Here is a 26,508-nt window from a genome sequence, read left to right as displayed (position 1 = left end):
GGCTCTGTTGCTAACTAGCAACAGAGCTTTTTTTATAACTCGACTTTTTAAAGGTCGCTTTTCCACCTCGTTTAGCAAAACGTTTTTTAGGTGAGGTTTTTGGTAACTTCGCAAATGCATTGCTATCGCAGCTTGCTGCTAATTGAACAAACCCATTTAGGTCAGCAAGTAAAGGCTGTAAAAATTGCTGATAACTCATTGCTTGTTGCGCTATATCCCCTAAGCTCGACTCCCACTTAGCCGTTAAGTCGGGACTTGCTAGACCTTGGGGTAAAACACTAATAAGTGCCAAACCGGTTTCGGTTGCTTTAATTGACTTACCTTCACGTTTTAAAAAACGTCGTTTAAAAAGCAACTCGATTATTCCCGCACGTGTTGCCTCCGTACCTAAACCATCGGTGTCTTTTAATACTTTTTTAATTTGTGGATCTTTAACATAACGGCTAATGCCCGTCATCGCAGCCAATAATGTCGCATCGGTAAAATAAGCTGGAGGCGACGTATGCTTTTCGACTACTTCGCCTTTATCACAAAAAAGAGGCATACCTTTTGTTAAAGGAGGTAGCGAGGCTTCATCTTTTAATTCAGATTTACCCATTAACACCTTAAAACCCAAGCTTACATCTTGCTTTGCATTTGCCTTAAAAAGCCCACCTGCAATAATTACCTCAGCTTTAGTTTCGTTATATATATAGTCGGGATAAAACTGAATTAAGTAATGACGGCTTATTAATTGATATACCTTTGCTTCGTCACCGCTCAAACTCGCTGACTTTAACTGCTTAGCCGTAGGCACAATGGCATGATGGGCAGCTACTTTTGAATCGTTAAAACATTTACTACGCTTTTTTACATCAGCCCCGTTTACTAATTCACTACTTTGCCCCCCATTAGCACTTATTGCCCTAAAAATAGCAGATGCTTCTTGATGATGATCTTTGGGTAAATAACGATTGTCTGAACGTGGGTAAGTTATTAATTTATGACGTTCGTAAAGTATTTGGCAAATATCCAATACTTTTTGAGCTGGCATACCAAATGCTTTAGCGGCATCTATTTGTAGTGCAGATAAATTATAAGGCAATGGAGCACTTTGCTTTTTTTGTTTTTGGTCGAGTGAAGTAAGCTCAGCACTTTGTTTTGCAATACGTGAAGCAACATTCTCCGCAAGTGCTTTGTTAAGTATTCGCCCTTCTTCATCTTGATGTGGCTCACATGCTTTACTAGGAACCCACTTAGCTATGAATGGCTGGTTATCTGGAGTAAGTAAATGCGCCAGTACATCGTAAAATGGCTTAGATACAAAGTGTGCTATTTCGTTATCTCTATTAACAACAAGACCTAAAATAGGGGTTTGTACTCGCCCTACCGAAAGCACATTACCAAATCCTGCTTTTTGCCCCGCTAATGTATATGCGCGGGTTAAATTCATTCCAAATAACCAATCCGCACGAGAGCGCGCTAAAGCAGATACACTTAACGGGATAAAATCTCGATTAGAACGCATAGTGCCCAGTGATTTTTTTACTGCGGATAAGTTTAAATCGCTAATGAGTAAGCGTTGCGTACTCTGCTTTTTAGCCTGACTTATTTTAGCTTCTTCTATTACTTGATCCACTAAAAGCTGGCCTTCTCGATCTGGATCGCCAGCATGTACAAGTAGTGAAGCTTGTTTAATCAATTTTTTTAAAACAGTAAGTTGTTTGCGTGTTTTGGTTTTAGCTTTTAATTTCCATTGCTCAGGTATTATAGGTAAGTGATCAAACTGCCACTTTTTAAAGCGCTCATCATAATCATCAGGCTCTGCTTGCTCGAGCAAATGACCTATGCACCAAGATACGCAATCACCATTCGCCACTTCAATATAGCCATCATGCTTTTTATGCGGTTTAGGAAGTGCGTCTGCAATAGCGCGACCCAAAGAGGGTTTTTCAGCAATATAAAGTTTCATAACCAAGCTCTAACACTGTTCATATAAACAGTATTCTAGCATATCATTTTAAAACGAGGGGTATTTTGTAGTTATTAACTTAAAGCTTTATTTCGCTTATTAGCAAAAATATATAAAAGAGGAAGATAACACACTACAATAGTGCCAATATTAATTAATGGCAGCAAAGTTTTATACATATAAGTGCTGTAAGATAAATCCCAAAGGTGACGGTCAACTAGACGAAACAACTGCAGGATGGGTGCACCAATAACCACAAGTTGGCCCAATACGCATTGCCACAAATGCACTTTATCTTTAAGACCCCAATAGGCAATCAGAGCCATCCACGCCAGATCATTAAATACCCAGACAACATAACGCCAAATATAAGGGTCATCAATAGTTATTAGATCACCGTAAATTAAAGTACCGTACAAAAAAAAAGCAGCGGTAACTAACACAAAGCGAAGTGCCAGATAATCCTTACGTAAGTAGAATACAAAAATAGCTGGGAGTAAAAATAGCACCCAGCTAATTTCGAGTATTTGCATACTACTATTAAACCATGTAGGCATAGAGTTACCTAATCTGGTTTTGTGTCATCATCCTGTCCATTTCCATTGCCTGGCATATAACTAAATTTATCGATATTCTTCATGGCTGACTCCGTTACATTTGTTATTGAAAGCTTACTTTATGATAAATAAACGTATTTGCCAAGTAAAGTTACCTAACATCAATAGGTGCTGACTCTTTTGCTTTACCTTGCAAAATAGAAATCTCGACACGACGATTTCTTCGGCGGTCTTCATCTGTATCATTTGGTACAAGTGGTCTTGTTTCAGCTCGCCCAACAACCATCATCCGAGTTTTGTCAAAGCCTTGTACTTTTTGTAATTCACTTGCAACAGCCACAGCACGTTTAGATGATAAATCCCAATTATTAACATACAGTTCATTCGATACCTGAAAATCATCGGTATGCCCTGAAACTGTAATCTCTCCTGGCACATCTTTTAAAAGAACACCGATATCTTGAATTATAGGTTTAAACTTAGGTTGTAAAAATGCACTACCTGAAGGAAAGGAACCGTTTTCTCTAATACGAATAATTATTTGCTGCCCTAAAGACTCAAGCTCTATTGCACCATCAATAATTTGCTTTTCAAGCTGCTGCGCGATTTTTTTAACAAGCTCGTTTGTTTGTTCTTGATCCGCTGCTGAAATAGCCTGCTCTGATGATTTTTCTTGCGAAGTGCTCCGAGATTCGCCACCACGTTTGTCCCCGCGTTGTTCTTGCCTGCCACCAGCTGAGCTTTCTTCTCCAGCCTGAAACTCTAACATTTGTTGAGTCATTTCTACTGTTTGTTGTTGAATAGTTTCTATTGGAGTGGGTTCTGGTTTGCCTGGGGTAAACTCCATAGCAATAACAGAGGTACCTTTAGGGATATCTTTTACTTCAATTTTATTCTGCACACCAAAAGCAAACTTCATCGAGCCTGCTATTTGTTTAAATTTAAGTACATCCATTTCAGAAAATGCAAGCAAGAGTACAAAAAAGCACATCAGTAAAGACATTAAGTCGGCAAAGGTTCCCATCCAAGCAGGTAAACCAGGAGGTGGACATTTACACTCTTGCTCAGACATGGTTACTCCTCAGTATCAACTTTACGTTTTGATTCAGCTAAGTAGTTCTTCAAAATACCTTCAATCACTTTTGGATTTTGACCATCTTGGATACCTAAAACTGCATCTAAAATCAAACGTTGATTCATCGCCTCTTCGTCTTTACGAAGTTCCAATTTAACTTGAATAGGGATAGCCACTACGTTTGCTAAAAAGGCACCGTATAAGGTAGTTAATAGTGCAACAGCCATTGAAGGACCAATTGATTTTGGATCGTCCATATTCGATAACATAGCAACTAAACCAATAAGCGTACCAATCATACCCATTGCAGGAGCAATATCGGCCATCGCTTTAAATAAGCCTGCGCCCATTTCATGTCGTGTTGAAGTTAAAGTGATATCTTTTTGTAAGGTCGCTCTAACAACGTCAGCATCGTGACCATCAACTAGCATATCTACACCTTTACGCATAAATTGATTTGGTATTTCAGCTTCCTCAAGCGCCAGAAAACCGCCCTTTCGAGCTGAATCTGCAAGTTCAACCGCTTTTTCAATTAACTCTTCCGGCGATTCAATTTTAAACATAAAAGCTTTAGCGGCAACTTTACCTATCCCAAAAAATTGTCCCATGGTGTAATTAGATAAAACTATAAATATAGAGCCACCAAATACAATTACCACTGAAGGGGTATTGTAAAACATGGCCATTTCACCACTACTACTCATAAACATGGACATGACAATTAAGCCAATTGCGCCAAGGATCCCTATTATGGTTGCTAAATCCACATTACCTCCAGAGGTTTCATGCACTAAGGCCTTATTGTAAAACTTTTATTATTAACTGCTTATCGGCAACATGCTAAATTGCTTGAGTCATATATGAAAATAAACATAAAAAACAATTTCAGGATTATTTTTAAACAAAGTTACAATGTTAATATAACGATTAATCATTTAAATGATATCAGTATGACCGTAATTAAGGCTTTATTAATCCACATAAAGTAACATTTAGCCGTAATAGAAGAAAAAAACATATCATTCTTTGACCTAGTTTAGCATTCCCCCTAAAATTGGCTCCTAAATTTATCAAGTAAGCTGAAATAAGATGGCGACTAAAAAACCTGAAAACTTAAGTTTCGAACAAGCACTAGAAGAATTATCAATAATTGTTAGTGATATGGAACAAGGTGATTTATCGCTTGAGCAGTCATTGAAGCAGTTTGAACGCGGTATTGCTCTAGCTAACGCTTCATCTGGTAAACTCAAGCAAGCAGAACAAAAGGTATCTATTTTAATGGGTAATGGCGATAAATCAGTACTTACAAACTTTGATAATGATATGGAATAGCGGTGAGCATTAAAGAACATATTGAGCGTGCTCAAATAGACGTTGCATCAGCACTAAACCTTTATTTTGAACAAGCACTTGATAGTGATAGAGCAATAAAAGAAGCAACTCATTACAGTTTGTTTAATGGTGGAAAAAGGCTGCGCCCATTTTTAGTCTACGCAACAGGCAAAATATTAGGGGCAGACAAAAAAGATTTAGATATATTAGCAGCAGCTATTGAATGCATACACAGTTACTCGCTAGTACATGATGACTTACCTGCTATGGATGACGACGATCTGCGTCGTGGTCGACCAACTTGTCATATAGTTTATGGTGAAGCCCAAGCAATTTTAGCCGGCGATGCTCTTCAAACTTTAGCTTTTGAACTAATTGCTAAACATAGTTTTAACTGCTCTGCTCAAACACAGGTAAAAATGATAGCGACACTCGCCCACGCATCAGGCCTTGAAGGAATGGTTTCAGGTCAAGGTTTAGATATTGCAGCCACTGATAAAATCATTACAGTACAAGAACTTGAGCGAATACATAAGCTAAAAACTGGCGCACTTATTAATTGCGCAATTACACTTGGTGCACTGTGCAGCGAAAATGTTGATGAACAAACCTTAGAAAACTTAAGCGTTTTTGGGTATGCTATAGGGCTTGCATTTCAAGTACACGACGACATTTTAGATGTTGAAGGCGATACGTTTACTTTAGGTAAACCACAAGGCTCCGATATTGCCGCGAATAAAGCGACATACCCTGCGTTATTAGGTATGCTAGGCGCTAAAGAAAAGGCACAAAACTTAATACAACAAGCCCATGAAGCGTTGGCAAATATAGATGCAGACACCACACTTCTCGCATCGCTGGCAAATTACCTAATTGAGCGTGACCACTAATTATTACTCATACGTATTGCAATTAACACTGACATTATTACTCAACATTAATTATTCGTAAAAGCTTTGGATTAATTAATGTTAGCGAAGGATATATATAAAACCATGACACTTGATAGTAGCAAGTATCCATTACTTAATTTGGTTGACGAGCCAGCCCAATTGCGTGATTTAGCGCAAGATAAACTCCCTGCATTTAGCAATGAGCTGCGCGATTATTTACTCAACTCAGTATCGCAAAGTAGCGGTCATCTAGCGTCTGGTTTAGGGACGGTTGAACTAACCGTTGCGCTACATTATGTTTATAACACTCCAGACGATCGCCTAGTTTGGGATGTGGGTCATCAAGCTTATCCGCATAAAATCCTTACAGGTCGCCGCGACCAAATGCACACTATTCGCCAAAAAGACGGTTTACACCCTTTTCCTTTTCGCGATGAAAGCCAATACGATACGTTTAGCGTAGGTCATTCAAGCACCTCTATTTCAGCTGCCTTAGGTATGTCTATTGCCGCCCAAAAAGAAGGCAAAGGTCGAAAATCTGTAGCCATTATTGGTGACGGAGCAATAACCGCAGGCATGGCATTTGAAGCGATGAATCATTTAGGTGATGTAAAATCAGACATGCTTATTATTTTAAATGATAACGAAATGTCGATTTCTGAAAATGTTGGCGCCTTAACAAATCACTTTGCCCGAATTTTATCTGGTAGCTTTTACACTAACATTCGTGAAGGTAGTAAAAAGTTACTCTCAGGCGTGCCTCCGGTAAAGCAACTTGCCAGTAAAATGGAAGAGCATATTAAAGGCATGATGATCCCAGGGACCTTCTTTGAAGAATTAGGCCTAAATTACATCGGCCCAATTGATGGTCACGATGTAAACATGCTTGTAGATACATTACGTAATATGCGTAATTTAAAAGGTCCGCAACTTTTACATATAAAAACGCAAAAAGGTAAGGGTTATAAACCAGCTGAAGCCGATCCGATTGGCTATCATGGCGTACCAAAATTTGACCCAAGCACAACTAGCTTACCTAAATCTAAACCTAGTGCAGCTACTTTTTCAAAAGTATTTGGCGATTGGTTATGCGATATGGCAGAGCAAGACAGTAATTTAATGGCGATTACGCCAGCAATGCGCGAAGGCTCAGGTATGGTGCGTTTTTCTAAAGAATTCCCTGACCAGTATTTTGATGTGGCCATTGCAGAGCAGCATGCTGTTACTTTAGCTGCTGGTTTTGCCTGTGAAGGTTTAAAGCCTGTTGTGGCTATTTACTCAAGCTTTTTACAACGTGCATATGACCAATTAATACATGATGTTGCACTGCAAAACTTACCTGTATTATTTGCCATTGACCGGGCAGGCATTGTTGGAGCCGATGGTGAAACTCACCAAGGTGCGTACGATTTAAGCTTTATGCGCTGTATTCCAAATATGGTCATTATGGCACCAAGCGATACTAACGAGTGTCGCCAAATGCTATACACCGGTTATAAAGCAAACTGCCCTGTTGCAGTTCGTTACCCTCGAGGTAGCGCAGGTACTGCAGACATTGAAAGCACTATGCAATTGCTTGAAATAGGCAAAGCAAATACGGTTAAAGAAGGCAGAAAGATTGCCATTTTATCATTCGGTACATTACTTGAAAACGCACAGCTTGCCGCAAATGAATTAGATGCAACGCTTGTTAATATGCGTTTTATTAAACCACTTGATACTGCACTTTTAAATGAGCTTGCTACTAGCCACGATACCTTTGTTACGCTTGAAGATAACGCGATTGCTGGCGGTGCCGGCTCTGCAGTTAACGAATACCTCGCAACGCAAAAAGCTGATATTAATATCCTTAACTTAGGTATTCCTGATGAGTTTATTAAACACGGCACGCAAAATGAAATGCACGATGAAATGGGATTAGGCGAGCAAGGAATACTAACCGCGATTAAAACGTTTATTAATTAACTTCTATACATTTAAATGTAGAGCACATTAAAAAAGGAGCCTAGGCTCCTTTTTTAATGTCAAATATTACCCATCAGCTGATCAGCGCATCCACACTTTAATATCAGCTAGGCCATTACTTTGTAAAATACCTAATTGTTGGTCAACGTTAGAATTTTGCTCAAACTCAAATGCATCAAGCTGATCATCAAACGTAATGTTTGCAACACCATCGCCACCACGCTTTTTAACTTGGTGCAGTGCAATATCAGCTAAGTTAATAGATGTCTCCCAACTGATGACTTGCCCACCTAAAAGTGGTAACGGGTAGAAAGACCAACCAATTGACGCCATAATATTAGTACTTTTTCCATTCGGAAGCTGGAATGAATACTCTGCAACAGCTTGGCACAGCTCCGAAGCATAGCTATCTATTTTATTACATTTAAAATCACGCAGTAGGAGTAAAAATTCATCGCCACTCCAACGCGCTACGTAGTCGGATCCTTGTGTGCGAGAGTTAAGTAATGCTGCCATTTGCTGCAAACAGCTATCACCCGCTATTGGGCCATATGCATCGTTAATTCGACTAAAGTTATCAAAGTTGATTATTAGTAAAACAAGTGACTTACCCTGAGCTTGCAGCGATTGAGAATTACGTTGAAAGTGTTCGATATCTTTAGGCAATTGATCGAACAAAAATCGACGACTACGAAGCCCCGTAAGCTCGTCTGAATGACTTACTAGCTTGAGCTGTGAATTCACTTGATTAAGCTTATCATTAGCTTGACGTAACTCTAATGTACGTTCGGTGATCAATCCCTCGAGTGCTTCTTGCTTTCTGCGCTCTTGTGCTCTAAATACCCAAAAAACCAAGTAAAAAAACAAAATGAAGCCACTGGTGATCAACAATCTAAAATAAATAGTTTCATCAAAGCGCTCTGGCACAATAAAGCCGTATTCAGCTTCTTGTGCTTTACTCCAATCTTCACCTTGTCGCTTTGCTTCAAGCTGAAATAAAAACGACCCTGCCGGTAAGTTAGTATAAATAGCTTCTCTACGTGTATTTGCATAACGCCAATCGCTATCTAAGCCACTTAGCTTATACCTAAATTCAATGCTGTTTGGTGCATAATAATCTATAGCCGTGTAGGTAAGCGTTATATCTCGCTCATCAGTTTCTAATGATGGTTTTTGACCTAAGGCTGCAGTTGTTAAATTACGCAATGGTGTGGTAATTGTTTCTACTTTTGGCTTCAATGACAACACGCCAAATAGCTCTACGTTTTTAGGGATCTCTACAATCCCTTGCAAACTAGGATACCAAATTGAACTGCCAATATTAGCAACTGCGTCATGGCCTAACCCACTACAACACTGATTAGCTTTACCATCGAGTTGACGATCAAATGAAGAAATAACTTCCTCTACTTTTAAGCTTTTAATATCTGCTTTGAATTGATCTACAGGCATCCTATAAACGCCTTTCATGGTGCTAACCCAAACATGTTTTAGCTTTTCATCATATTCGAGGCTAAAAATTGATCCATATGGTAGACCATTAGCCGCATCAAGTTGACGCCATTGCCCTTGGGTACTTCTATAAAAAAGCCCGTCGTTAAGAGAACCAATTAAAATACCTACACCATCAATATGCAGTACACTTGTTACATAAGCACTTTCTAAAGACGTTTGATCACCAATTTTTTCAATGCCACGCTCGGTAAAGTAATAGGCGCCTTTACTTGTACCTATCACTCCAAAATTAGTTTTATCCAATACGTAAGTAATAAACTTACTACCTAAAAATGCATTATACGCAAACGGCGTTAGTCCCGCATAACCAAGACGATATAACCCCCGTCCAGTGCCAATCCAAAAACCACCTTTGCTTGAACGGCTTATAGCAAATACAGGGTTATCACGTAGCGCACGCCCTGGAACGGTATAAAGTGTATTATTCTCATAAACAAATAAACCTCTTCCTGTAGCTATATAGAGTCGCTCACCATCAAACTGTAAGTCATGGACTGACGATCGACTGTATTTACTACTAGGGATCAGATTTATAAAGCTTTTACTTAAATCAAAGTAACCAATACCACTTTTGTTAGCGACCCATAATTTACCATCAGGTGCTTGGCTTATTGCCATAACGGCCTCAGTCATCTCAGATACAGCTGAATGTCGTTCAACCCGCCCTTCATGCGCAAGCCATAAGCCTTCACTAAAGCTTGCTAGCCATACATTATTTTTATCATCACGAAAAATATCTGCAAACCAAATACTTTGATCTAGTTGGCTTGGCTCAACCCATTGCCATTCGCCTGACTTATCTCTAAATAATAAACGCCCGTAAGTTGAAACCCATAATCCACCATTGGTATCACTCATAAACTTATAAACAGCTGAATTATTAGCATTGGGTAAAGGAAATGGCCTTAGTTCATCATCTAAATCTAGAAAATATGCACCTAGTTCTGAAGCCAAGTATAAATTGCCGTTCAAAAATGATAAATCATGCACAATAGTTTGCGCTAAACGCTCTGGTAGCGATATTTTTGCAGTGAGCTCTAAACGTAATTTAGAAAAATCGGAGGCGTTTTTAGTAAGGCGTAATAAATGACGGTCATTAACCAGCCAAATACCTTCCGGAGAAAGTGCCATTTGGCTAACAGAGCCAACAATTTGGGTAATTACGGTAGCATTAACAATAGGTAGAGGCCCATTTACTTCAGTGCGTAAATCAACTTGCCCTCTATCAACATAATACAAACCATTTGCTGCAATCCAGATACTGCCTTTAGCATCTTCTAAAATATCCCTTACAGGGCCTTTAATATTAAATTCTTGTGCTGCAAATGTTGCCGGGTTAATTACAACTAATCCGCTTTTAGTACCTATCCACAATAACCCGTTCGAATCGATTAAAAGTTTATTAATACCATTACTTGGTAAAAAATAACTATTTTGGGTACTATAGTTAGTAAATGTTGTTCCATCAAAACGGCTTAACCCAAACTGAGTACCCAGCCACATATAACCTTGCTGATCTTGCACTACACTTTTGAGTGATTGTGACGGCAAACCGTCTTTTATATTCCATTGCTTAACGACATAATCAGTAATTGAGGCCCAGCTTGGCGTCGCGCACAACATCAGTACACAAACCAGTAAAAATCGCATCATATTGCTGCCACCTAGTTAAACAATTCAAATATAAAAATTAAAAGGGTAGTAAACCCACTTTTATTAACGCTTGCAAACAAATAAGCGAAAAAATACCAGCCAATATATCATCAGCCATAATACCTAAACCGCCATGTACTCGTTTATCTAGCATACGTATTGGGCCTGGTTTTGCTATATCAAAAAAGCGAAATAACAAAAAGCCAACTAATAAACTCTGCCAGCTAAGCGCTGCGCCAATCATGGTAATGTAATAGCCAGCCACTTCATCCCATACAATTGCAGGATGGTCGTGCACGCCTAAATCATCAGCCGTTTTACCACATGCCCAAATACCAAATATACTGATCACTACAGCAAACACAATTTGTAACCATAATGGATAGTACATTGTCATAAAAATAAATGGCAGTGCAGCAAAAGTACCAAATGTACCAGGCGCTGTAGGCGCAAGGCCTGTGCCAAACCCTAAACCAAAAAATTGGTGCGGACGCTTTAAATTAAACTTGCGGTTATTATTCAAACCTGCTCCTTTGCAAAATGCTCAAAGCCATGCTGCTCAAAATTAAACTCTTCACCATTGTATAAAAGCTCAATTTGGCCATCACCACTTTTAACTTGTCCTATACATACGGCATCTACACCATATTGACGTAGTTTTAAATCCAACATCCCTTTATTACTATCAGGAACAGTAAATAACAATTCGTAGTCATCGCCGTAGCTAAGAATAAACGGTAATTGCTGATCAAAATCAAGGCTCGATTTCATCGCATCTGATGTAGGAATACTTTCAACATTAATAACAGCACTTACTTGCGACATATCTAGAATATGGCCTAAATCAGCAATAAGACCGTCAGATACATCAATAGCCGATGATGCAAGTCCGCGTAAAACTTGGCCAGCTGCTACGCGAGGTGTTGGATAATCGAAACGTTTATTAACATATTTTAAATGTTCAGGCTCTATTTTAAAACCTTGCTTGCGCGATTCAATAGCTAAACCTGCATCCCCTAAAGGACCTGTAACATAAATCCAATCCCCCACTTTAGCACCACTTCTGCGCAGAGCTTTCCCCTCAGGTACCGTTCCTTTTGCACAAATAGTAATAGTTAATGGCCCTTGAGTCGTATCGCCACCAATAATTTGTACATTAAAGTATTCTGCAATTTCATGCATGCCTTCAGTAAATTCTTCAATCCACTGCGGATCTATACTTGGCAATGTGAGTGCAACCGAAACCCATGTTGGTTCAGCGCCCATTGCAGCTAAATCACTTAAATTCACAGCGAGTGCTCTATGACCGAGTGCACGAGGGGAAATATCATCAAAAAAGTGCACGCCAGCAACAAGAGTATCTGTTGTAACGGCAAGTTGGCAATTTTGTGGAACAGAGACCAATGCGCAATCATCCCCTATTCCTAGGTTTACATCACGACGAGTGATACCGCGACCTTTAAAGTAGCGATTAATTAATTCAAATTCCTTCATACACAAAAAAGCCGACCTATGCCGGCTCTCCTTTTAACGGTTGTTTAACCAATCAATCTGAAATTTAAAATTCAGAGTGAATTGTTATTACTTGCGTAAATGCTTAACAGCTTTATCAAGTACACCGTTTACAAATTTATGGCTATCTTCAGCGCCAAAAATTTTGGCAAGCTCAATACCTTCGTTAATAGCAACTTTATAAGGTACGTCTTCACGGAACTTAAGCTCATAGCTGCTTAAACGTAAAATTGCACGCTCAACCATATCTAAGTCATCAAACGGACGTGTTAAATGTGGTGATACAGCTTCGTCTAGTTGCTTGTAATTTACAGCAACACCCGTCGCTAAATCTTTAAAGTATTCAACATCAATTTTAGTAACGTCTGTTTCGATCAACATTTGTTGTTCGATATCGGCAATTAGATTGCCACTTATTTGCCAAGAATAAACGGCTTGGAGTGCTAAGATACGTGCTTTACGTCTTGCTGCTGGTTTCACAAAAATTCCTTAAACTTAAATTTTATCTAACACATTAACCATTTCAAGCGCGCCTAAAGCAGCTTCGCCGCCTTTATTGCCCATTTTGGTGCCAGCACGCTCAATTGCTTGTTCAATGCTTTCTGTGGTTAATACGCCAAATGCAACCGGGATATCATACTCAAGTGATACTTGCGCAAGACCTTTGTTTGATTCGCCAGCAACTAGGTCAAAGTGTGGTGTACCACCTCTGATCACTACGCCTAATGCGATGATTGCATCATACTCTTTTTTTGCTGCAACGCGTTTAGCCGCTAAAGGTAATTCTACCGCGCCTGGTACATAAATAACGGTAATGTCGTCATCAGATACGCCACCAGTGCGTTTTAGCTCATCAACAGCACCTGCAAGGAGGCTGCTACCAATAAAGTCATTAAAACGAGAAATGACAATGGCAAACTTTTTGCCTGGAGCGTACTTATTACCTTCAATAATTTTCATTTGATAACCCTAAAAATAAGTTCAAGCGGTTGCGATTGCGCAAAAATTGCTGCGCATCATACCATAAAAATAAAATAATAGCCTAGTTTAAGCGTGATGCTTATTGTGGCTCAATGTAATCAACAACTTCTAAATGAAAGCCCGAAAGTGCATGGTACTTTTTAGGACGACTCATTAATCGCATTTGTTTAATTCCAAGATCGGCAAGTATTTGCGAGCCTACGCCAACAGTACGAGATGTACCTTTGAATTTACGTGGTGTAACGCTTTCGCCAGCATCAGCTGCCGCGAATGCTTTTACTGTTGCTTCTAATTCTTCAGTGCTTTCTTGCTTACCTAAAATAACTAAAGCACCTTCATTTTTAGCAATATAGGCCATTGCTTCAGAAAGACCCCAACTACGCTCAGCACTTCTGTCCGAAAGTAGAATATCGTTAAAGGTACTTTGTAAATGTACACGTACATTTGTCGGCTCTTGATCTTTTATATCGCCTTTGAGCAATACGTAATGTAATTGGCCGTCAATTGTGTCTTTGTAAGTCACCAAATCAAACTCACCATGCTCTGTTGGTAACTTACATTTTGCTACTTGCTCAATTGTTGTTTCGTTTAAGTTGCGGTATTCGATTAAATCAGCAATGGTGCCAATTTTAATACCGTGCTCTTTCGCAAAGACTTCTAAATCAGGGCGACGCGCCATGGTGCCATCAGCATTAAGTATTTCAACAATAACAGATGATGCTTCAAGCCCAGCCAAACGCGCTAAATCACAGCCAGCTTCGGTGTGTCCTGCGCGAGTTAATACGCCACCAGGTTGTGCCATAATAGGAAAAATATGCCCCGGCTGCACAATATCACTTGGTATTGCACCTTTAGCTATAGCCGCTTGCACTGTGCGCGCTCTATCTGCTGCTGAAATACCGGTTGTAACACCTTTAGATGCTTCTATCGACATTGTAAAGTTAGTCGAAAATGCTGCACCATTGTTTTTAACCATTAACGGTAAATCAAGTTGCTCGCAACGCTCTTGCGTCATGGTTAAACAAATTAAACCACGGCCATGGGTAGCCATGAAATTAATCGCTTCTGCGCTAATATGCTCAGCAGCTATTATTAAATCGCCTTCATTTTCTCTATCTTCATCATCCATTAAAATAACCATTTTACCGGCTTTAATATCGTCGATGATTTCTTGTGCGCTGTGTAAATTCATAAATTTGCTCGTGTAAGTTATCAGTTTCGTTATTTAATAAAACCCGCTTTAGCGAGTAAGCTCATCGAAATATCAGAGCCCGTTGGTTGCTCTGCACCTTTTATAAGGCGCTCTAAATAACGTGCAATTTGATCGACTTCTAAATTAACTTGAGTGCCTACTTTAAAATGAGCAATTGTGGTTTGCTCACTCGTATGTGGGACAATTGTTAATTTGAATTTATTACCTTCTACAGCGTTTACTGTCAGGCTTATACCATCAATACATACCGAACCTTTGTAAGGAATGTATTTCATTAAATTTTCTTCGGTTGTAAGCCAATACTCTGTTGCTCGAGCGTTTGCTGTAATGCTTGTAATCGTTGCTATGCCATCAACATGGCCAGATACTAAATGACCGCCTAAACGCGAAACAGGTTGCATGGCTTTTTCAAGATTCACCGTTTGCCCTAAAGCATAGTGAGCAAAACCGGTTAAACCAATCGTCTCGTTAGATAAATCAGCACTAAAACCGTCAATATGTTTATCAACTACGGTTAAGCAAACGCCATTGGTTGCAATGCTGTCGCCTAGCTTTACGTCTTTCATATCAAGGTCAGCACTTTGGATACGAATGGCTAAGTCGCCTTGTTTTTTTTGTAATAAAGCAATTTTGCCTGTGGCTTCTATTATCCCAGTAAACATAGCGCTACTCTTTTTATTAAGTGATTTTAATGAGTTTTTAACGCGGTGATACGTAAGTCGTCACCAATGCGCGCACATTCATTAAATGTTAAATCAACGGTGTTTTGCATACTCGTCAATTCAGGAAAATTAACTAAACTTTTTGCATCATGGCCCATTAGTTTAGGCGCTAAATAAAAAACAAACTCGTCAACTAAATTAAGCTCTGTCATTTTACCAGCAAGTGTTGCGCCAGCTTCAAGCCAAACATTATTAAACTGCAGTTGCCCAAGTTTTTCTAAAACGGCTTGTAAATCAACTTTACCGTTACTTTCACTGACTTCAATATGCTTTACAAAATGCGGCCATTGCAATGATTTATCAACCTTAATGGTAAATATAATTACATCACTTTGGATTTCAAATAAAGCAAGGTCAGGTGTTAAACGGTTTTGAGAGTCAATTATAACACGCACGGGCTGGCGAAGCGGCAAATCAGTAGGCAGTGTGCAAGGCAGCTCACTTAGTCGCACATTAAGTTTAGCATCATCGACTAACACGGTATCGGCACCGGTTAAAATAGCGCAGCTTTTCGCTCGGTATAATTGTACGTCTTGTCGAGCAGCAGGACTTGTGATCCACTTACTTTGCCCATTTTTAAGCGCTGTTTTACCATCAATACTTGCTGCCATTTTACAGGTCACATAAGGTAAGCCTTGTTCCATACGCTTAAAAAAGCCAACGTTAAGTGCCCGCGCTTGTGATTCAAGTAACCCATAAGCAACGTCAATACCGGCGTCGCTCAATATTTTAAGGCCTTTGCCTGCAACTTGTGGGTTTGTATCAACCATAGCGGCAATTACTTTTACTACGCCCGCCTTTTTTAAGCCTTCAGCGCACGGTGGCGTACGCCCATAATGACTACACGGTTCAAGCGTTACATAAGCCGTTGCACCTTGTGCATTTTTTCCAGCGATTGCCAGTGCATTTACTTCAGCATGACCTTGACCTGCTAATTGATGAAAACCCTCACCAATTATTTGATTATTTTTAACTAATACACAGCCAACATTAGGGTTAGGCGTGGTAGTAAACCGGCCTTTTTTGGCAAGTTCTATGGCACGTGCCATATACATTTCGTCATGTTCAGTAAAAGTAGTTTGGCTTTGCATTGTTATACCAATTGCGTTAAATAAGTGTTCTATTATAGCGCTAAGAAAATAGCGTAATAACAAGGCGAAAATTATGACATATAGTTATTCTATATAAATAATTTTTAACGCAGTGAGTGCGCTATTTAATGCGATAGAATGATCATGTTTTTAATAAAATTGGTATTACTCCCCTAAACGGGCAATTTCTTCGCCAAATTCGCGTATGTCTTCAAACGAACGATAAACAGAGGCAAATCTTACGTAAGCTACTTTATCGAGCTTTTTGAGGGCTTCCATAATGCATTCACCCACCAAATGGCTTGAAATTTCTCGCTCGCCTGTAGCACGCAACTGCGATTTTATTATATTCACTACTTCGTCTACTTGCTCTGTGCTCACTGGGCGTTTTTCGAGTGCGCGATTTAAGCCATTTAATAATTTATCTTCGTTAAATGGTTCGCGGCTACCGTCTTGTTTAATAACACGAGGCATAACCAGTTCAGCGCCTTCAAATGTAGTAAAGCGCTCGTGGCAGTCGTTACACTCACGACGCCTGCGAACTTGATGGCCGCCGCCAACAAGGCGTGAGTCAATAACTTTAGTATCTTTTGCGGTACAAAATGGACAATGCATAGCTCGGTACTTCCGTTTTAAAACAAAAAAGACCGCTAAATAGCGGTCTTTTATCTTAGCAAAAAAATAGGGCCTGTTGACCTTTCAGGATTAAATTTGTTCTATCTAGGGGCGATTTAATCGCGGCGCGAGGTTTGTAACCTAGTGGGCTAAGTAAAAACCGAGCAACAAAGAGTAAATCGCCCCTAGGACGAACCCGAGGGCAGTGCATGTTTGCCATTTATGCTGCGTTATCGCCTATTTGTGTGGAGTAACCACACTACATAGACTCTGCCTTGCCTAAAAACCAAACATACTACTGCAAATTAAACCTCGAAAGATAAACAGGCCCCTAGCCTATGTGCTCTAAATTACTGCTGCTTATGCAATTAAGCGTAAACAGGTAATTTTGCACAAATTGCTTTAACTTTTTCTTTAACTTGCACCTGTACAGATTCATCAGTGATGTTATCTAGTACGTCACAAATCCAGCCAGCAAGCTCTTTTGATTCTTCTTCTTTGAAACCACGACGAGTGATTGCAGGAGAACCAATACGCAAACCAGATGTTACAAATGGAGAACGTGGATCGTTTGGCACTGAGTTTTTATTAACTGTGATGTTAGCGTTACCAAGGGCTGCGTCTGCATCTTTACCAGTAATATCTTTATCGATCAAATCGAGTAGGAATAAGTGGTTTTCAGTTTTGTCAGATACGATTTTGTAGCCGCGCTCTTGCATTACAGCAACCATTGCTTTTGCGTTTTTAACAACTTGTGTTTGGTATACTTTAAATTCTGGTTGAAGCGCTTCTTTAAATGCCACTGCTTTTGCTGCAATAACGTGACATAAAGGGCCACCTTGGCCACCAGGGAAAACTGCGCTGTTAAGCTTTTTATAGATTGCTTCGTCGCCACATGCAGAAATAATTAAACCACCACGAGGACCAGCAAGTGTTTTATGCGTAGTTGTAGTTACAACATGTGCATGAGGAACTGGGCTTGGGTAAACCCCTGCCGCAATTAAACCTGCAACGTGAGCCATATCAACAAACAGGTAAGCACCTACTTTGTCAGCAATTTCACGGAATTTAGCCCAATCAACAATACCTGAGTACGCTGAGAAACCACCAATAATCATTTTTGGTTTGTGCTCAAGTGCTAGTGCTTCAACTTGTGCGTAATCAATTTCGCCCGTTGCTTCATCTAGTCCGTATTGTATTGCATTGTAAAGCTTACCAGAGAAGCTTACGTGAGAACCGTGAGTTAAGTGACCACCATGAGCTAAGCTCATACCAAGTACAGTGTCGCCTGCTTCTAATAGCGCTAGAAAAACAGCAGCATTTGCTTGCGAACCGGCATGTGGCTGTACGTTTGCGTAGTCAGAACCAAATAATTCGTTAGCACGGTCAATTGCTAATTGCTCAACAACATCTACATGCTCACAACCGCCATAATAACGTTTGCCTGGGTAACCTTCTGCGTATTTGTTAGTAAGCTGTGAACCCTGTGCTTCTAGTACACGTGGGCTACAGTAGTTTTCAGATGCAATTAGTTCAATGTGCTCTTCTTGGCGAGCAGTTTCTTTAGTGATTGCGTCAAATAACTCTGGATCAAAATCCGAAATATTCATGCTACGTTCTAACATTGGGGTCTCCTAGGGCAACGTGTATGGTGTTTTTTAGAGGCTTTATTGTACGCTTTAAACGACTCTTTGCCTACGCTCTTAAGTTGAGGATATTTAAACAGGGATTGAAACTATTTCACAGACTTTTTAAGATGATATTTTTTAATAAGTACATAACTATTTTAAATGCATTTCATTTTTCACATTTAATTAGCTAATGAAAGCCTCTCTTTTTTGAATTATAATTTATAAAAAAAGCGGCCATAGCCGCTTTAATTGTTATTTTTTATTATCCTAGCTTTGCAAGTATTTCTGTACGTAATGCGTCGTAATCGGCGTTTATATCGCTTGCTAGACATGGTTTTGCTAATGCATCGCTAAGTGGTTTTGGCATATCCAATTCAATATTTAAAATATCCTCCACGCTTTCTTTAAACTTAGCAGGGTGAGCGGTCGCTAAAAAGATACCCGCTGCACCAGGCGCTCGATTTTCAACAAGACCTTGGTACGCAATAGCAGTGTGAGGCTCTGCAACATAACCCGTTTGTTGAATTTTTTTCATCACCGATTGCGTGTCTTGCTCGTTTACGCTAGTTGAATAAAAGTTATCGTAGCTAAACCAGTTATTATCTAACATTGTTTGCACACGTGGCCAGTTGTTTGGCTTACTTACATCCATTGCATTTGAAAGCGACTCAAGTGTTGCGCTTGGCGTCCACGTTTTATCAAGCATAAAGCGCGGCACAGTATCATTTTGGTTGGTTGTTGCACTTAATTTACCTACAGGTAAGCCAATAACCGCACCAATCATTGCAGCACATACATTACCAAAGTTGCCACTTGGCACTGATATATGCGCTGTTGCGCGTTTTTCTTTTGGTAGTTGTGCAATGGCCTCAAAGTAATAACAAACCTGAGCAACTAAACGGCTAATATTAATTGAATTAGCAGAATTAAGCCCAAGTGTTGATTTAACTTCTTCATCTAAAAAGGCATTTTTAACTAACTCTTGGCAATCATCAAAGCTGCCCTCAACTGCATAACAATGAATATTGTTACCTAGCGTAGTAAATAGCTTTTGCTGAGCAAGTGAAATTTTGCCTTTAGGATATAAAATTACAACATCAATATTTGGCTTGTTATAAAAAGCATGTGCAACGGCTGCACCAGTATCGCCCGATGTTGCGGTTAAAATAGTTACTTTTTCATCTTTATTAAATTGCGCCAAACACTCTGCCATAAAGCGACCACCAAAGTCTTTAAACGCAAGCGTAGGACCATGAAACAACTCTAAGCAGTATGTATTCTCTTCAACTTCCACCAGCTTAACTGGAAAATTAAATGCATTTTTAACCATTTGTGCCACAGTGTCGCTTGGTAGCTCATCACCAATTAGGTGAGATAATATTTTGCCACTGCGTGTAACAAAGTCCATATCAAGCAATGCATCAACATCGGACAGTGGGGCAAGGGTTTCAGGAAAAAACACACCTTGATTACGACCCAAACCTGTTTTTACGGCTTCAACGAACGACACTTTTTGTGAGCTATCTTTTAAATTATGTAATTGCATGACTACCTATCCTATAAAACTGTTAATTGACGCGTGCCGTCGTTATCTAATTTACAAATGTGGCAAAAGCCTTGCTCGTTAATGTAATTTGCCTCTAACCACTGCGCGCATTGCTGTGCAGCTTCAAGTGTTTTACATACACTAAACAAGGTGGGTCCTGCGCCCGAAATACTCACTATTTCAGCGCCCAGCGCTGGTAAGCTTGCTTTGGCTTCACTAAAGCCTTTAATAAGCGGTGCGCGGTAAGGTTCTGCTATTTCATCTTTCATTATGCTCAGCGCATCGTCAAAACGATTAGTTAACAGTAAGCTACTAAATGCCGATAAACGCTGTGCAAACTCAACACTTGCATGCATGCTCAACTCTTTTGGTAAAACCGAGCGCGCTTTTGCAGTGTTGAGTGAAAAACCAGGGAACGCAGCAACGTAGTACCAATTTTCATCAACAGGCAGTGCAATCGATTTATCAGGGATTAAACCACCTGTTAATTGCAAACCACCTAAATAACATGGCGTGATGTTGTCGTAATGACGGCCACCGCTCACTACAGCTTCGAAGTCAGCCATAAGCTCAATAAGCTCAACCTGACTTAAGTTAGTTTGTGCAAATTGATCAAGAGCAGCAAAGGTAGCCACGACCGAGCATGCACTAGATCCAAGTCCAGATCCAATTGGTAAATTCTTTTTAAGCTCGAGCTTTACGCTTGGCATAGTAGGCGCAACATGCGCTCTAAAATGCACTAAACACTGGTACGCTAAATTATCCTGCGCATCACTTGGTAACTTATGAGCGTACTCGCCTGTGCAAATAAATTCGTCGCTTGGTGCTGCGCTGACAACGGCTACATCGCCTAATAAACTGCCATCAATTGGCGCAAGGGCTGCGCCAAGGGCATCAAAACCCACTGCAAAATTACCAATAGACGCCGGCGCATATACTTCAATCATAATGTGCTCCTAGCGCGATAGCGTTTTTAAAATATCAGCAAATACACCCGCTGCTGTTACTTCAGAGCCTGCACCATAACCACGAATTACAAACGGACGCGGCTGGTAGTATTGGCTTAAAATAGCAAGTGCATTTTCGCCATCGCGAATTACATTAAGCGCATGTTTTTCATCTACCGCTTCAATACCTACTTTACAGTGACCTTCTTTAATTTTTCCTACATAACGAAGTACCTTACCTTCGCTCGCAGCGCTTTGAATGCGGTCATTAAAATCAGCATCTAGGCTTGGTAGTTTTGCCATAAACTCATCAACGCTATCGCCTTGTGCAAAACCAACTGGTAATACCGATTCAACTTCGATATCGCTCAGCTCTAATTTCATACCTGCTTCGCGTGCAATGATCAGTAACTTACGTGCTACATCGGTACCCGATAAATCATCACGAGGGTCTGGCTCTGTAAAGCCGCTTTCTTTGGCTTTAATGGTTGCCTCAGAAAGTGATAAACCATCTTGAAGTGCGCCAAACATATACGAAAGTGAACCTGATAAAATACCGCTAAACTCTAACAATTCATCACCAGCACCAAATAACGATTGTAAGTTATCGATTACTGGTAAGCCTGCACCAACGTTTGTTTCGTATAAGAATTTCCGATTATTCTTTTGCGTAGCAGCTATTAAGTCTTGGTAATACGTGTATGAGCTTGTTGTCGCTTTTTTATTAGCAGCAACTACATGAAAGCCTGCATTTAAAAAGTCTACATACTGCGCAGCAAGTGCATCTGAAGATGTACAATCTACTAATACCGGATTCACTAAGTGGTTTTGCTTAACAAATTGCTCTACTACCTTTAAATCAAATGCTTGCTCAGATGAGGCCAATTTTTGCTGCCAATCACTAAAAGCAATGCCTTCGTTATCAAGGTGTAATTGACGAGAGTTAGCAACACCGTACAAGTTGAGTTTAATATTACGCTTTTCAAGCCAAGCTTGTTGACGTTCAAGCTGATTAATAAGCTCTAGCCCTACTAAGCCACAACCTAGTAAAAACACATCAATTGACGGCACATGCGTGAAAAAGTTTTCATGGCATATTTTTACGGCGTCATTACATAACTCACCATCAATTACCGCAGAAATAGCACTTTCTGTAGAATCCTGTGCAATTGCCACAATATTTACTTGCGCTTGTGCAAGCGATGCAAAAAACTTAGCTGCTAAACCACGGTGTGCGCGCATGTTATCGCCCACTAAAGTAACAATGGCTAAATTGCGCTGCACTTGTACAGGCTCAATAAGCCCTGCTTGTAATTCAAGCTCAAATGCAGTTTGTAGCGCATCGAGTGCAAGTGCTAGGTCTGTTTCGTGCACACAAAAACTAATGCTAAATTCACATGATGATTGCGTGATCAATACAATTGATACGTTATCGTGAGCAAGCGCGTTAAATACCTTAGACGCCATGCCTACTTTACCTTTCATGCCAGGGCCTGAAACAGTTAACATTGCAAGGTCTTGTAAGCTAGAAAGCGCTTTTACGGGCTCATCAGATGAATAATCGTTACCAATTAATGAGCCTTGTGCGTCTGGGTTATGCGTATTTTTAATTTCACATGGCACGCCTGCTTTAGCACACGGTAAGATTGTTTTAGGGTGAAGTACTTTTGCACCAAAGTAAGAAAGCTCCATCGCTTCTTTATAAGATAAAAAATCTACTTTAGTGGCTTTTTTAATATAACGAGGATCAGCGCTATATACGCCATCAACGTCAGTCCAAATTTGGCAAATCTCAGCTTCTAAACATGCCGCAGCAATAGCTGCTGAGTAATCTGAACCATTACGGCCAAGCGTTGTAAGCTCACCTTTATCATTACTCGCCGTAAAACCAGGCATGATATAAATAGTTGCAGGGTTTTCTTTAAGCACAGCTTGAAAGCGCGCTTTACTTGCCACTAAATCCGCTTCTGCATCAATGTAGCCACCCGTTGAAGCTATACAGCTTGTTGCTTCTAAGTATCTTGCATCTTGCGAGTTCAATAAAGCCTGCATTAAAGAAACACTAACGCGCTCTCCAAAGCTAATTACAAATGCGCGAACTTGATCGGGGCAACATTGTATAAGCGACACGCCATCTAATTTATTTTTAAGTTCCCTTAGGTCTGGCCAGCTTGTAACTACTACGCCACTCTTTTCAACGTCAGCTTTTAAGCCTTCACAACGACTCGCTAATGTTTGCCATTGCTGCGAAAAATCTAAGCCTTGCTCTGCCTCATTTGCTAACGCAACTAATGAATCGGTCATTCCACCTGGAGCAGAAAGCACCAATAACATTTCATCTTTTAGCTGTGCTTTAACTAATTGAGCTACCTGCTGAAGGCAAGTAAAGTCGGCAAGCGACGAGCCTCCAAATTTTAAAACGCGCATTGTTTATGTTCCTCATCCCATAAAACGAAAAAAGGCCTGTGTTCTAAGTGAACACAGGCCTTTAAATTTGTTGCACCGACCTATGCCACTATCCAGTAAGAATGGTGGTTGTAATAATAATGGTCAGTACGCGATTAATTATTTTCATAAGTTAAGACTGCCTTAACAAAGGCTATGCTGTCAACCCCAAATTAAAAGATAAAACAGCCTTTTTGAACATAAAAAAACCTAATGAATGCCAAATTTATGCAAAATATTATTCATGCGGGTTTTATCTATTGGTTTATTTATAAAGTCGATAGCGCCTAATTGAGTAACTCGTAACTTCATTTTGTCTTGAATATCTGCCGATATGACGAGCACAAAACACTCTATTTTATTAGCTTTGATATACTCAAGCACTTGAACTCCATCAACTTCAGGCATAGTTAAATCCAAACATAACAAATCAAAATTATGAGTATTTAATAGCTCAATAGCTTGTGCGCCATTTATTGCTTGCTGAATATCTGCATCAAGACATTGCTGCAAACATCGAATAACTTGCTTACGAGCCACGGTTGAGTCATCACATACTAAAATAGAAAAATTCATAATATTTACTACTGTATTAAGCATAATTAAATTTGTTAAAAAACAGCTATCCATAGCAACTTTATTTTATCTTATCACGGTCTCTTTATAAGCAAACAAAGTAATGGTAATTATTTACTCTTAAATTTTCACCCTACGATAAACTATAGTACTAGGCGTATTGATCTTACATAACTAAACGTGCTCATTTTTGTAGCTAATCAGGTACAAAGTTTGTAACCTAACCGCTTAGTAAAAATGTCGGGCTCTGGTTATGCATTCCTTGCTTAAAATCAAACATGCCGAAGTAAAATAAAGCTAAAGACTCAATGTAATCAGAAAATAAATTTTGATTACATTAACAGAAATCATTATTTAACTAAGGGGGAAAGTTAAATATCTGAGATACACTTCCGACTTTTAACACTTTTTAATAAGTAAAAATTAATTTTTATTTATTTTTACGCCTTTATTGACTAGCTTTTATATAAACCGCAGTTATTTAACTCAACCCAAGGAACCATAAATCACTTATGTTACAACAAAGCCTTTCTAAAAAGTTGCTGACCAGTGTGCTATCGGTCTATTTTTTGCTTACCTTTGTGGTCACTTGCGGACAAGTTATTGCCGAATATGTAAACACTAAGGACTATATAAGAGACGAGCTAACTACTTTACAAAAAACCTTTAGCCGAAGCCTAACCCGCGCTATTTGGGAGCTGAATATAAAGCAAACCATAACAACTGCAGAAGGTCTGTTAGCTATTCCTATGATTGAAGGTATTATTGTCCGTGATGATAGTGGTGAAGTAATTTCGCAACTCGGCCGTTCTCTCGATATACATAAACTTTACAGCCAACAGCTAGTACAAGAAGAAGTCATGTTAGAGGACTCTAAGTCTGGTTTGTTTGGTTATACTTTTCCGCTTATTTTTGAGTTTTCAGGCAGAGCAACGCAAGTTGGCGATGTGACGTTATTTTCTAGTCGTGAAGTCGTTTTTAGTCGAATCATGGTTTCAATCTACTTTTTGATTGGTAACGCAATGATTAAAACTACTTTTTTAATCATTCTATTTCTAATGGCATTTAGAAAGTTACTCACAGACCCTTTATCTCAGCTAACAGATCAATTAGAAAACCTCGAACTAGACGAACTTGAAGGGCAACATATCGAAATCGAAACGGAGGAACATAATGAACTTAACGTTATGGAACAATCGTTTAATAAATTAATAGATAAAGTAGTCCAATACCGTCTAGAGCTCGAGCAAGCACAAAAAGAACTCATTATTAGTAATGAGAAGCTAGATCAACATAACATTCAATTAGAACAAGATGTAGCACGTAAAACATCAAATTTAAGCCAAGCAATGATGGATCTACAGCAGCAAAAATATGAATTAGAAAAACAAAAAATTGTACTTACTGAGGAAGTTGATCTTCGTAGAAGTACAGAGCAAGAGCTGCTAACAAAACAAACTGAACTAGAACGCTATGTTGAAGAATTAAGTCTTGCACAAGAGCGCTTACTTGGCACTGAAAAAATGGCTGCATTAGGGGGACTCGTTGCTGGGATAACTCATGATATAAATACCCCTATAGGAATTGGGGTGACTGCAATTTCGTTTTTACAAGAACGCTTAAATCAGCTTGAAGCCGCCTATAAAGAAAAAACGCTTTCGCCGAAAGCCCTTGAAGAGTTCATTAATGACGCAAAGCAAAGTACGAGTTTGCTTACAACTAACCTTGATAGAGCCTCAGAACTAATTGCAAGTTTTAAACAAATAGCCGTAGATCAGGCAAGTGATGCAGTAAGAACGATCAATTTTAAAGACTACGTGAACGAGGTGATCCGTTCACTTCATCCCAAGCTCAAAAAAACATCTCATAAACTTCAGCTAGAATGTCCTGATGACTTAGTTTTAAATTTACCTGCGGGGGCAATAAGCCAAATTTTCACTAACCTAATAATGAACTCGCTAATTCATGGTTTTGAAAATATAAACAACGGCATTATAGATATAAAAATAGCCAGCGACGAAACATTTTTAACTATTGATTATAAAGATAATGGGAGCGGTGTTACAGAGCAACAACTTAAAAAGCTGTTTGACCCTTTTTTCACAACAAAACGAGATCAAGGCGGTAGTGGGCTTGGTACACATATAATGTTCAATTTAGTAAAACAAACTTTAAGTGGTTCAATTGAAGCGATTAGCGAACCAGGTGAGGGTTTGCACTACCATATACAATTCCCTAAAAACATGCCTAAACCCCTGCCTATTTTTAATCAGAATTAAATTGGCAGG

General features: G+C 39.5%; 22 protein-coding genes. 4 read left to right on the top strand and 18 right to left on the bottom strand.

Annotated elements, in window-relative coordinates; translation table 11 throughout:
• Positions 1-10: 10 nt before the first annotated feature.
• The 4 genes from AOR04_RS03590 to pomA form a co-directional block, all read right to left on the bottom strand.
• Positions 11-1,951 carry a DNA topoisomerase III gene (locus AOR04_RS03590; RefSeq protein WP_096792567.1) on the bottom strand — a complete coding sequence of 647 codons (1,941 nt, stop codon included), beginning with the start codon at positions 1,949-1,951 and terminating at the stop codon, positions 11-13.
• A gap of 74 nt (positions 1,952-2,025) precedes the next feature.
• On the bottom strand, positions 2,026-2,508 hold the full coding sequence (locus AOR04_RS03585) for a hypothetical protein (RefSeq protein WP_096792566.1): 483 nt from the start codon (positions 2,506-2,508) through the stop codon (positions 2,026-2,028).
• 151 nt (positions 2,509-2,659) lie between these two features.
• Positions 2,660-3,580: a flagellar motor protein MotB gene (locus AOR04_RS03580; RefSeq protein WP_096792565.1), complete on the bottom strand. Its 921-nt coding sequence runs from the start codon at positions 3,578-3,580 to the stop codon at positions 2,660-2,662.
• Between the two features lie 2 nt (positions 3,581-3,582).
• Positions 3,583-4,350 (bottom strand): flagellar motor protein PomA, encoded by a 768-nt coding sequence (gene pomA / locus AOR04_RS03575; protein ID WP_007377461.1) that lies wholly within the window; start codon positions 4,348-4,350, stop codon positions 3,583-3,585.
• 322 nt (positions 4,351-4,672) lie between these two features.
• Here pomA and AOR04_RS03570 point away from each other — a divergent pair, with 322 nt between their 5' ends.
• From AOR04_RS03570 to dxs, 3 genes are all read left to right on the top strand, one after another.
• Positions 4,673-4,915, top strand: coding sequence for an exodeoxyribonuclease VII small subunit (locus AOR04_RS03570; protein WP_008137959.1), 243 nt, complete (start codon positions 4,673-4,675; stop codon positions 4,913-4,915).
• Positions 4,916-4,917: 2 nt separating this feature from the next.
• Positions 4,918-5,805, top strand: a complete 888-nt coding sequence (ispA, locus tag AOR04_RS03565; RefSeq protein WP_096792564.1) for a (2E,6E)-farnesyl diphosphate synthase — start codon at positions 4,918-4,920, stop codon at positions 5,803-5,805.
• Between the two features lie 105 nt (positions 5,806-5,910).
• Positions 5,911-7,773, top strand: coding sequence for a 1-deoxy-D-xylulose-5-phosphate synthase (dxs, locus tag AOR04_RS03560; protein ID WP_096792563.1), 1,863 nt, complete (start codon positions 5,911-5,913; stop codon positions 7,771-7,773).
• Between the two features lie 81 nt (positions 7,774-7,854).
• Here dxs and AOR04_RS03555 read toward each other — a convergent pair whose 3' ends face one another.
• The 14 genes from AOR04_RS03555 to AOR04_RS03490 all read right to left on the bottom strand — a co-directional run bounded on the left by AOR04_RS03555 (position 7,855) and on the right by AOR04_RS03490 (position 24,220).
• A complete protein-coding gene (locus AOR04_RS03555; protein ID WP_096792562.1) occupies positions 7,855-10,941 on the bottom strand; it encodes a ligand-binding sensor domain-containing diguanylate cyclase in 3,087 nt (1,028 codons plus the stop codon).
• Positions 10,942-10,978: 37 nt separating this feature from the next.
• A complete protein-coding gene (locus tag AOR04_RS03550; RefSeq protein ID WP_096792561.1) occupies positions 10,979-11,464 on the bottom strand; it encodes a phosphatidylglycerophosphatase A family protein in 486 nt (161 codons plus the stop codon).
• Positions 11,461-12,435: a thiamine-phosphate kinase gene (gene thiL, locus AOR04_RS03545; protein WP_008137965.1), complete on the bottom strand. Its 975-nt coding sequence runs from the start codon at positions 12,433-12,435 to the stop codon at positions 11,461-11,463. The genes AOR04_RS03550 and thiL overlap by 4 nt, the downstream gene beginning before the upstream one ends.
• 87 nt (positions 12,436-12,522) lie before the next feature.
• Positions 12,523-12,933 carry a transcription antitermination factor NusB gene (gene nusB / locus AOR04_RS03540; RefSeq protein WP_002961751.1) on the bottom strand — a complete coding sequence of 137 codons (411 nt, stop codon included), beginning with the start codon at positions 12,931-12,933 and terminating at the stop codon, positions 12,523-12,525.
• 15 nt (positions 12,934-12,948) lie between these two features.
• Positions 12,949-13,413, bottom strand: a complete 465-nt coding sequence (ribH, locus tag AOR04_RS03535; RefSeq protein WP_002961753.1) for a 6,7-dimethyl-8-ribityllumazine synthase — start codon at positions 13,411-13,413, stop codon at positions 12,949-12,951.
• A 100-nt stretch (positions 13,414-13,513) separates the two neighbouring features.
• Positions 13,514-14,626 carry a bifunctional 3,4-dihydroxy-2-butanone-4-phosphate synthase/GTP cyclohydrolase II gene (gene ribBA / locus AOR04_RS03530; protein WP_096792560.1) on the bottom strand — a complete coding sequence of 371 codons (1,113 nt, stop codon included), beginning with the start codon at positions 14,624-14,626 and terminating at the stop codon, positions 13,514-13,516.
• Between the two features lie 29 nt (positions 14,627-14,655).
• On the bottom strand, positions 14,656-15,309 hold the full coding sequence (locus AOR04_RS03525) for a riboflavin synthase (protein WP_033032244.1): 654 nt from the start codon (positions 15,307-15,309) through the stop codon (positions 14,656-14,658).
• A 26-nt stretch (positions 15,310-15,335) separates the two neighbouring features.
• Positions 15,336-16,460 carry a bifunctional diaminohydroxyphosphoribosylaminopyrimidine deaminase/5-amino-6-(5-phosphoribosylamino)uracil reductase RibD gene (gene ribD / locus AOR04_RS03520; RefSeq protein ID WP_033032242.1) on the bottom strand — a complete coding sequence of 375 codons (1,125 nt, stop codon included), beginning with the start codon at positions 16,458-16,460 and terminating at the stop codon, positions 15,336-15,338.
• Positions 16,461-16,625: 165 nt separating this feature from the next.
• Positions 16,626-17,075 (bottom strand): transcriptional regulator NrdR, encoded by a 450-nt coding sequence (gene nrdR / locus AOR04_RS03515; protein WP_002961761.1) that lies wholly within the window; start codon positions 17,073-17,075, stop codon positions 16,626-16,628.
• 368 nt (positions 17,076-17,443) lie between these two features.
• On the bottom strand, positions 17,444-18,700 hold the full coding sequence (glyA, locus tag AOR04_RS03510; RefSeq protein WP_007377471.1) for a serine hydroxymethyltransferase: 1,257 nt from the start codon (positions 18,698-18,700) through the stop codon (positions 17,444-17,446).
• A gap of 268 nt (positions 18,701-18,968) precedes the next feature.
• On the bottom strand, positions 18,969-20,252 hold the full coding sequence (thrC, locus tag AOR04_RS03505; protein ID WP_096792559.1) for a threonine synthase: 1,284 nt from the start codon (positions 20,250-20,252) through the stop codon (positions 18,969-18,971).
• An 11-nt stretch (positions 20,253-20,263) separates the two neighbouring features.
• Positions 20,264-21,199 carry a homoserine kinase gene (gene thrB, locus AOR04_RS03500; RefSeq protein WP_096792558.1) on the bottom strand — a complete coding sequence of 312 codons (936 nt, stop codon included), beginning with the start codon at positions 21,197-21,199 and terminating at the stop codon, positions 20,264-20,266.
• A 9-nt stretch (positions 21,200-21,208) separates the two neighbouring features.
• On the bottom strand, positions 21,209-23,626 hold the full coding sequence (thrA, locus tag AOR04_RS03495; protein ID WP_096792557.1) for a bifunctional aspartate kinase/homoserine dehydrogenase I: 2,418 nt from the start codon (positions 23,624-23,626) through the stop codon (positions 21,209-21,211).
• Between the two features lie 228 nt (positions 23,627-23,854).
• Positions 23,855-24,220, bottom strand: a complete 366-nt coding sequence (locus AOR04_RS03490) for a response regulator (RefSeq protein WP_188085272.1) — start codon at positions 24,218-24,220, stop codon at positions 23,855-23,857.
• A gap of 512 nt (positions 24,221-24,732) precedes the next feature.
• On the opposite strand from AOR04_RS03490, the gene AOR04_RS03485 reads away from it, so the two are divergent.
• On the top strand, positions 24,733-26,499 hold the full coding sequence (locus AOR04_RS03485) for a sensor histidine kinase (protein ID WP_096792556.1): 1,767 nt from the start codon (positions 24,733-24,735) through the stop codon (positions 26,497-26,499).
• Positions 26,500-26,508 lie beyond the last annotated feature (9 nt).

The sequence above is a fragment of the Pseudoalteromonas sp. 1_2015MBL_MicDiv genome (assembly GCF_002407505.1).
Taxonomy (GTDB): Bacteria; Pseudomonadota; Gammaproteobacteria; order Enterobacterales; family Alteromonadaceae; genus Pseudoalteromonas; species Pseudoalteromonas fuliginea.
Note: the sequence above shows the minus strand (reverse complement) of the source record. Positions and strands in the feature narration are given on the sequence as shown.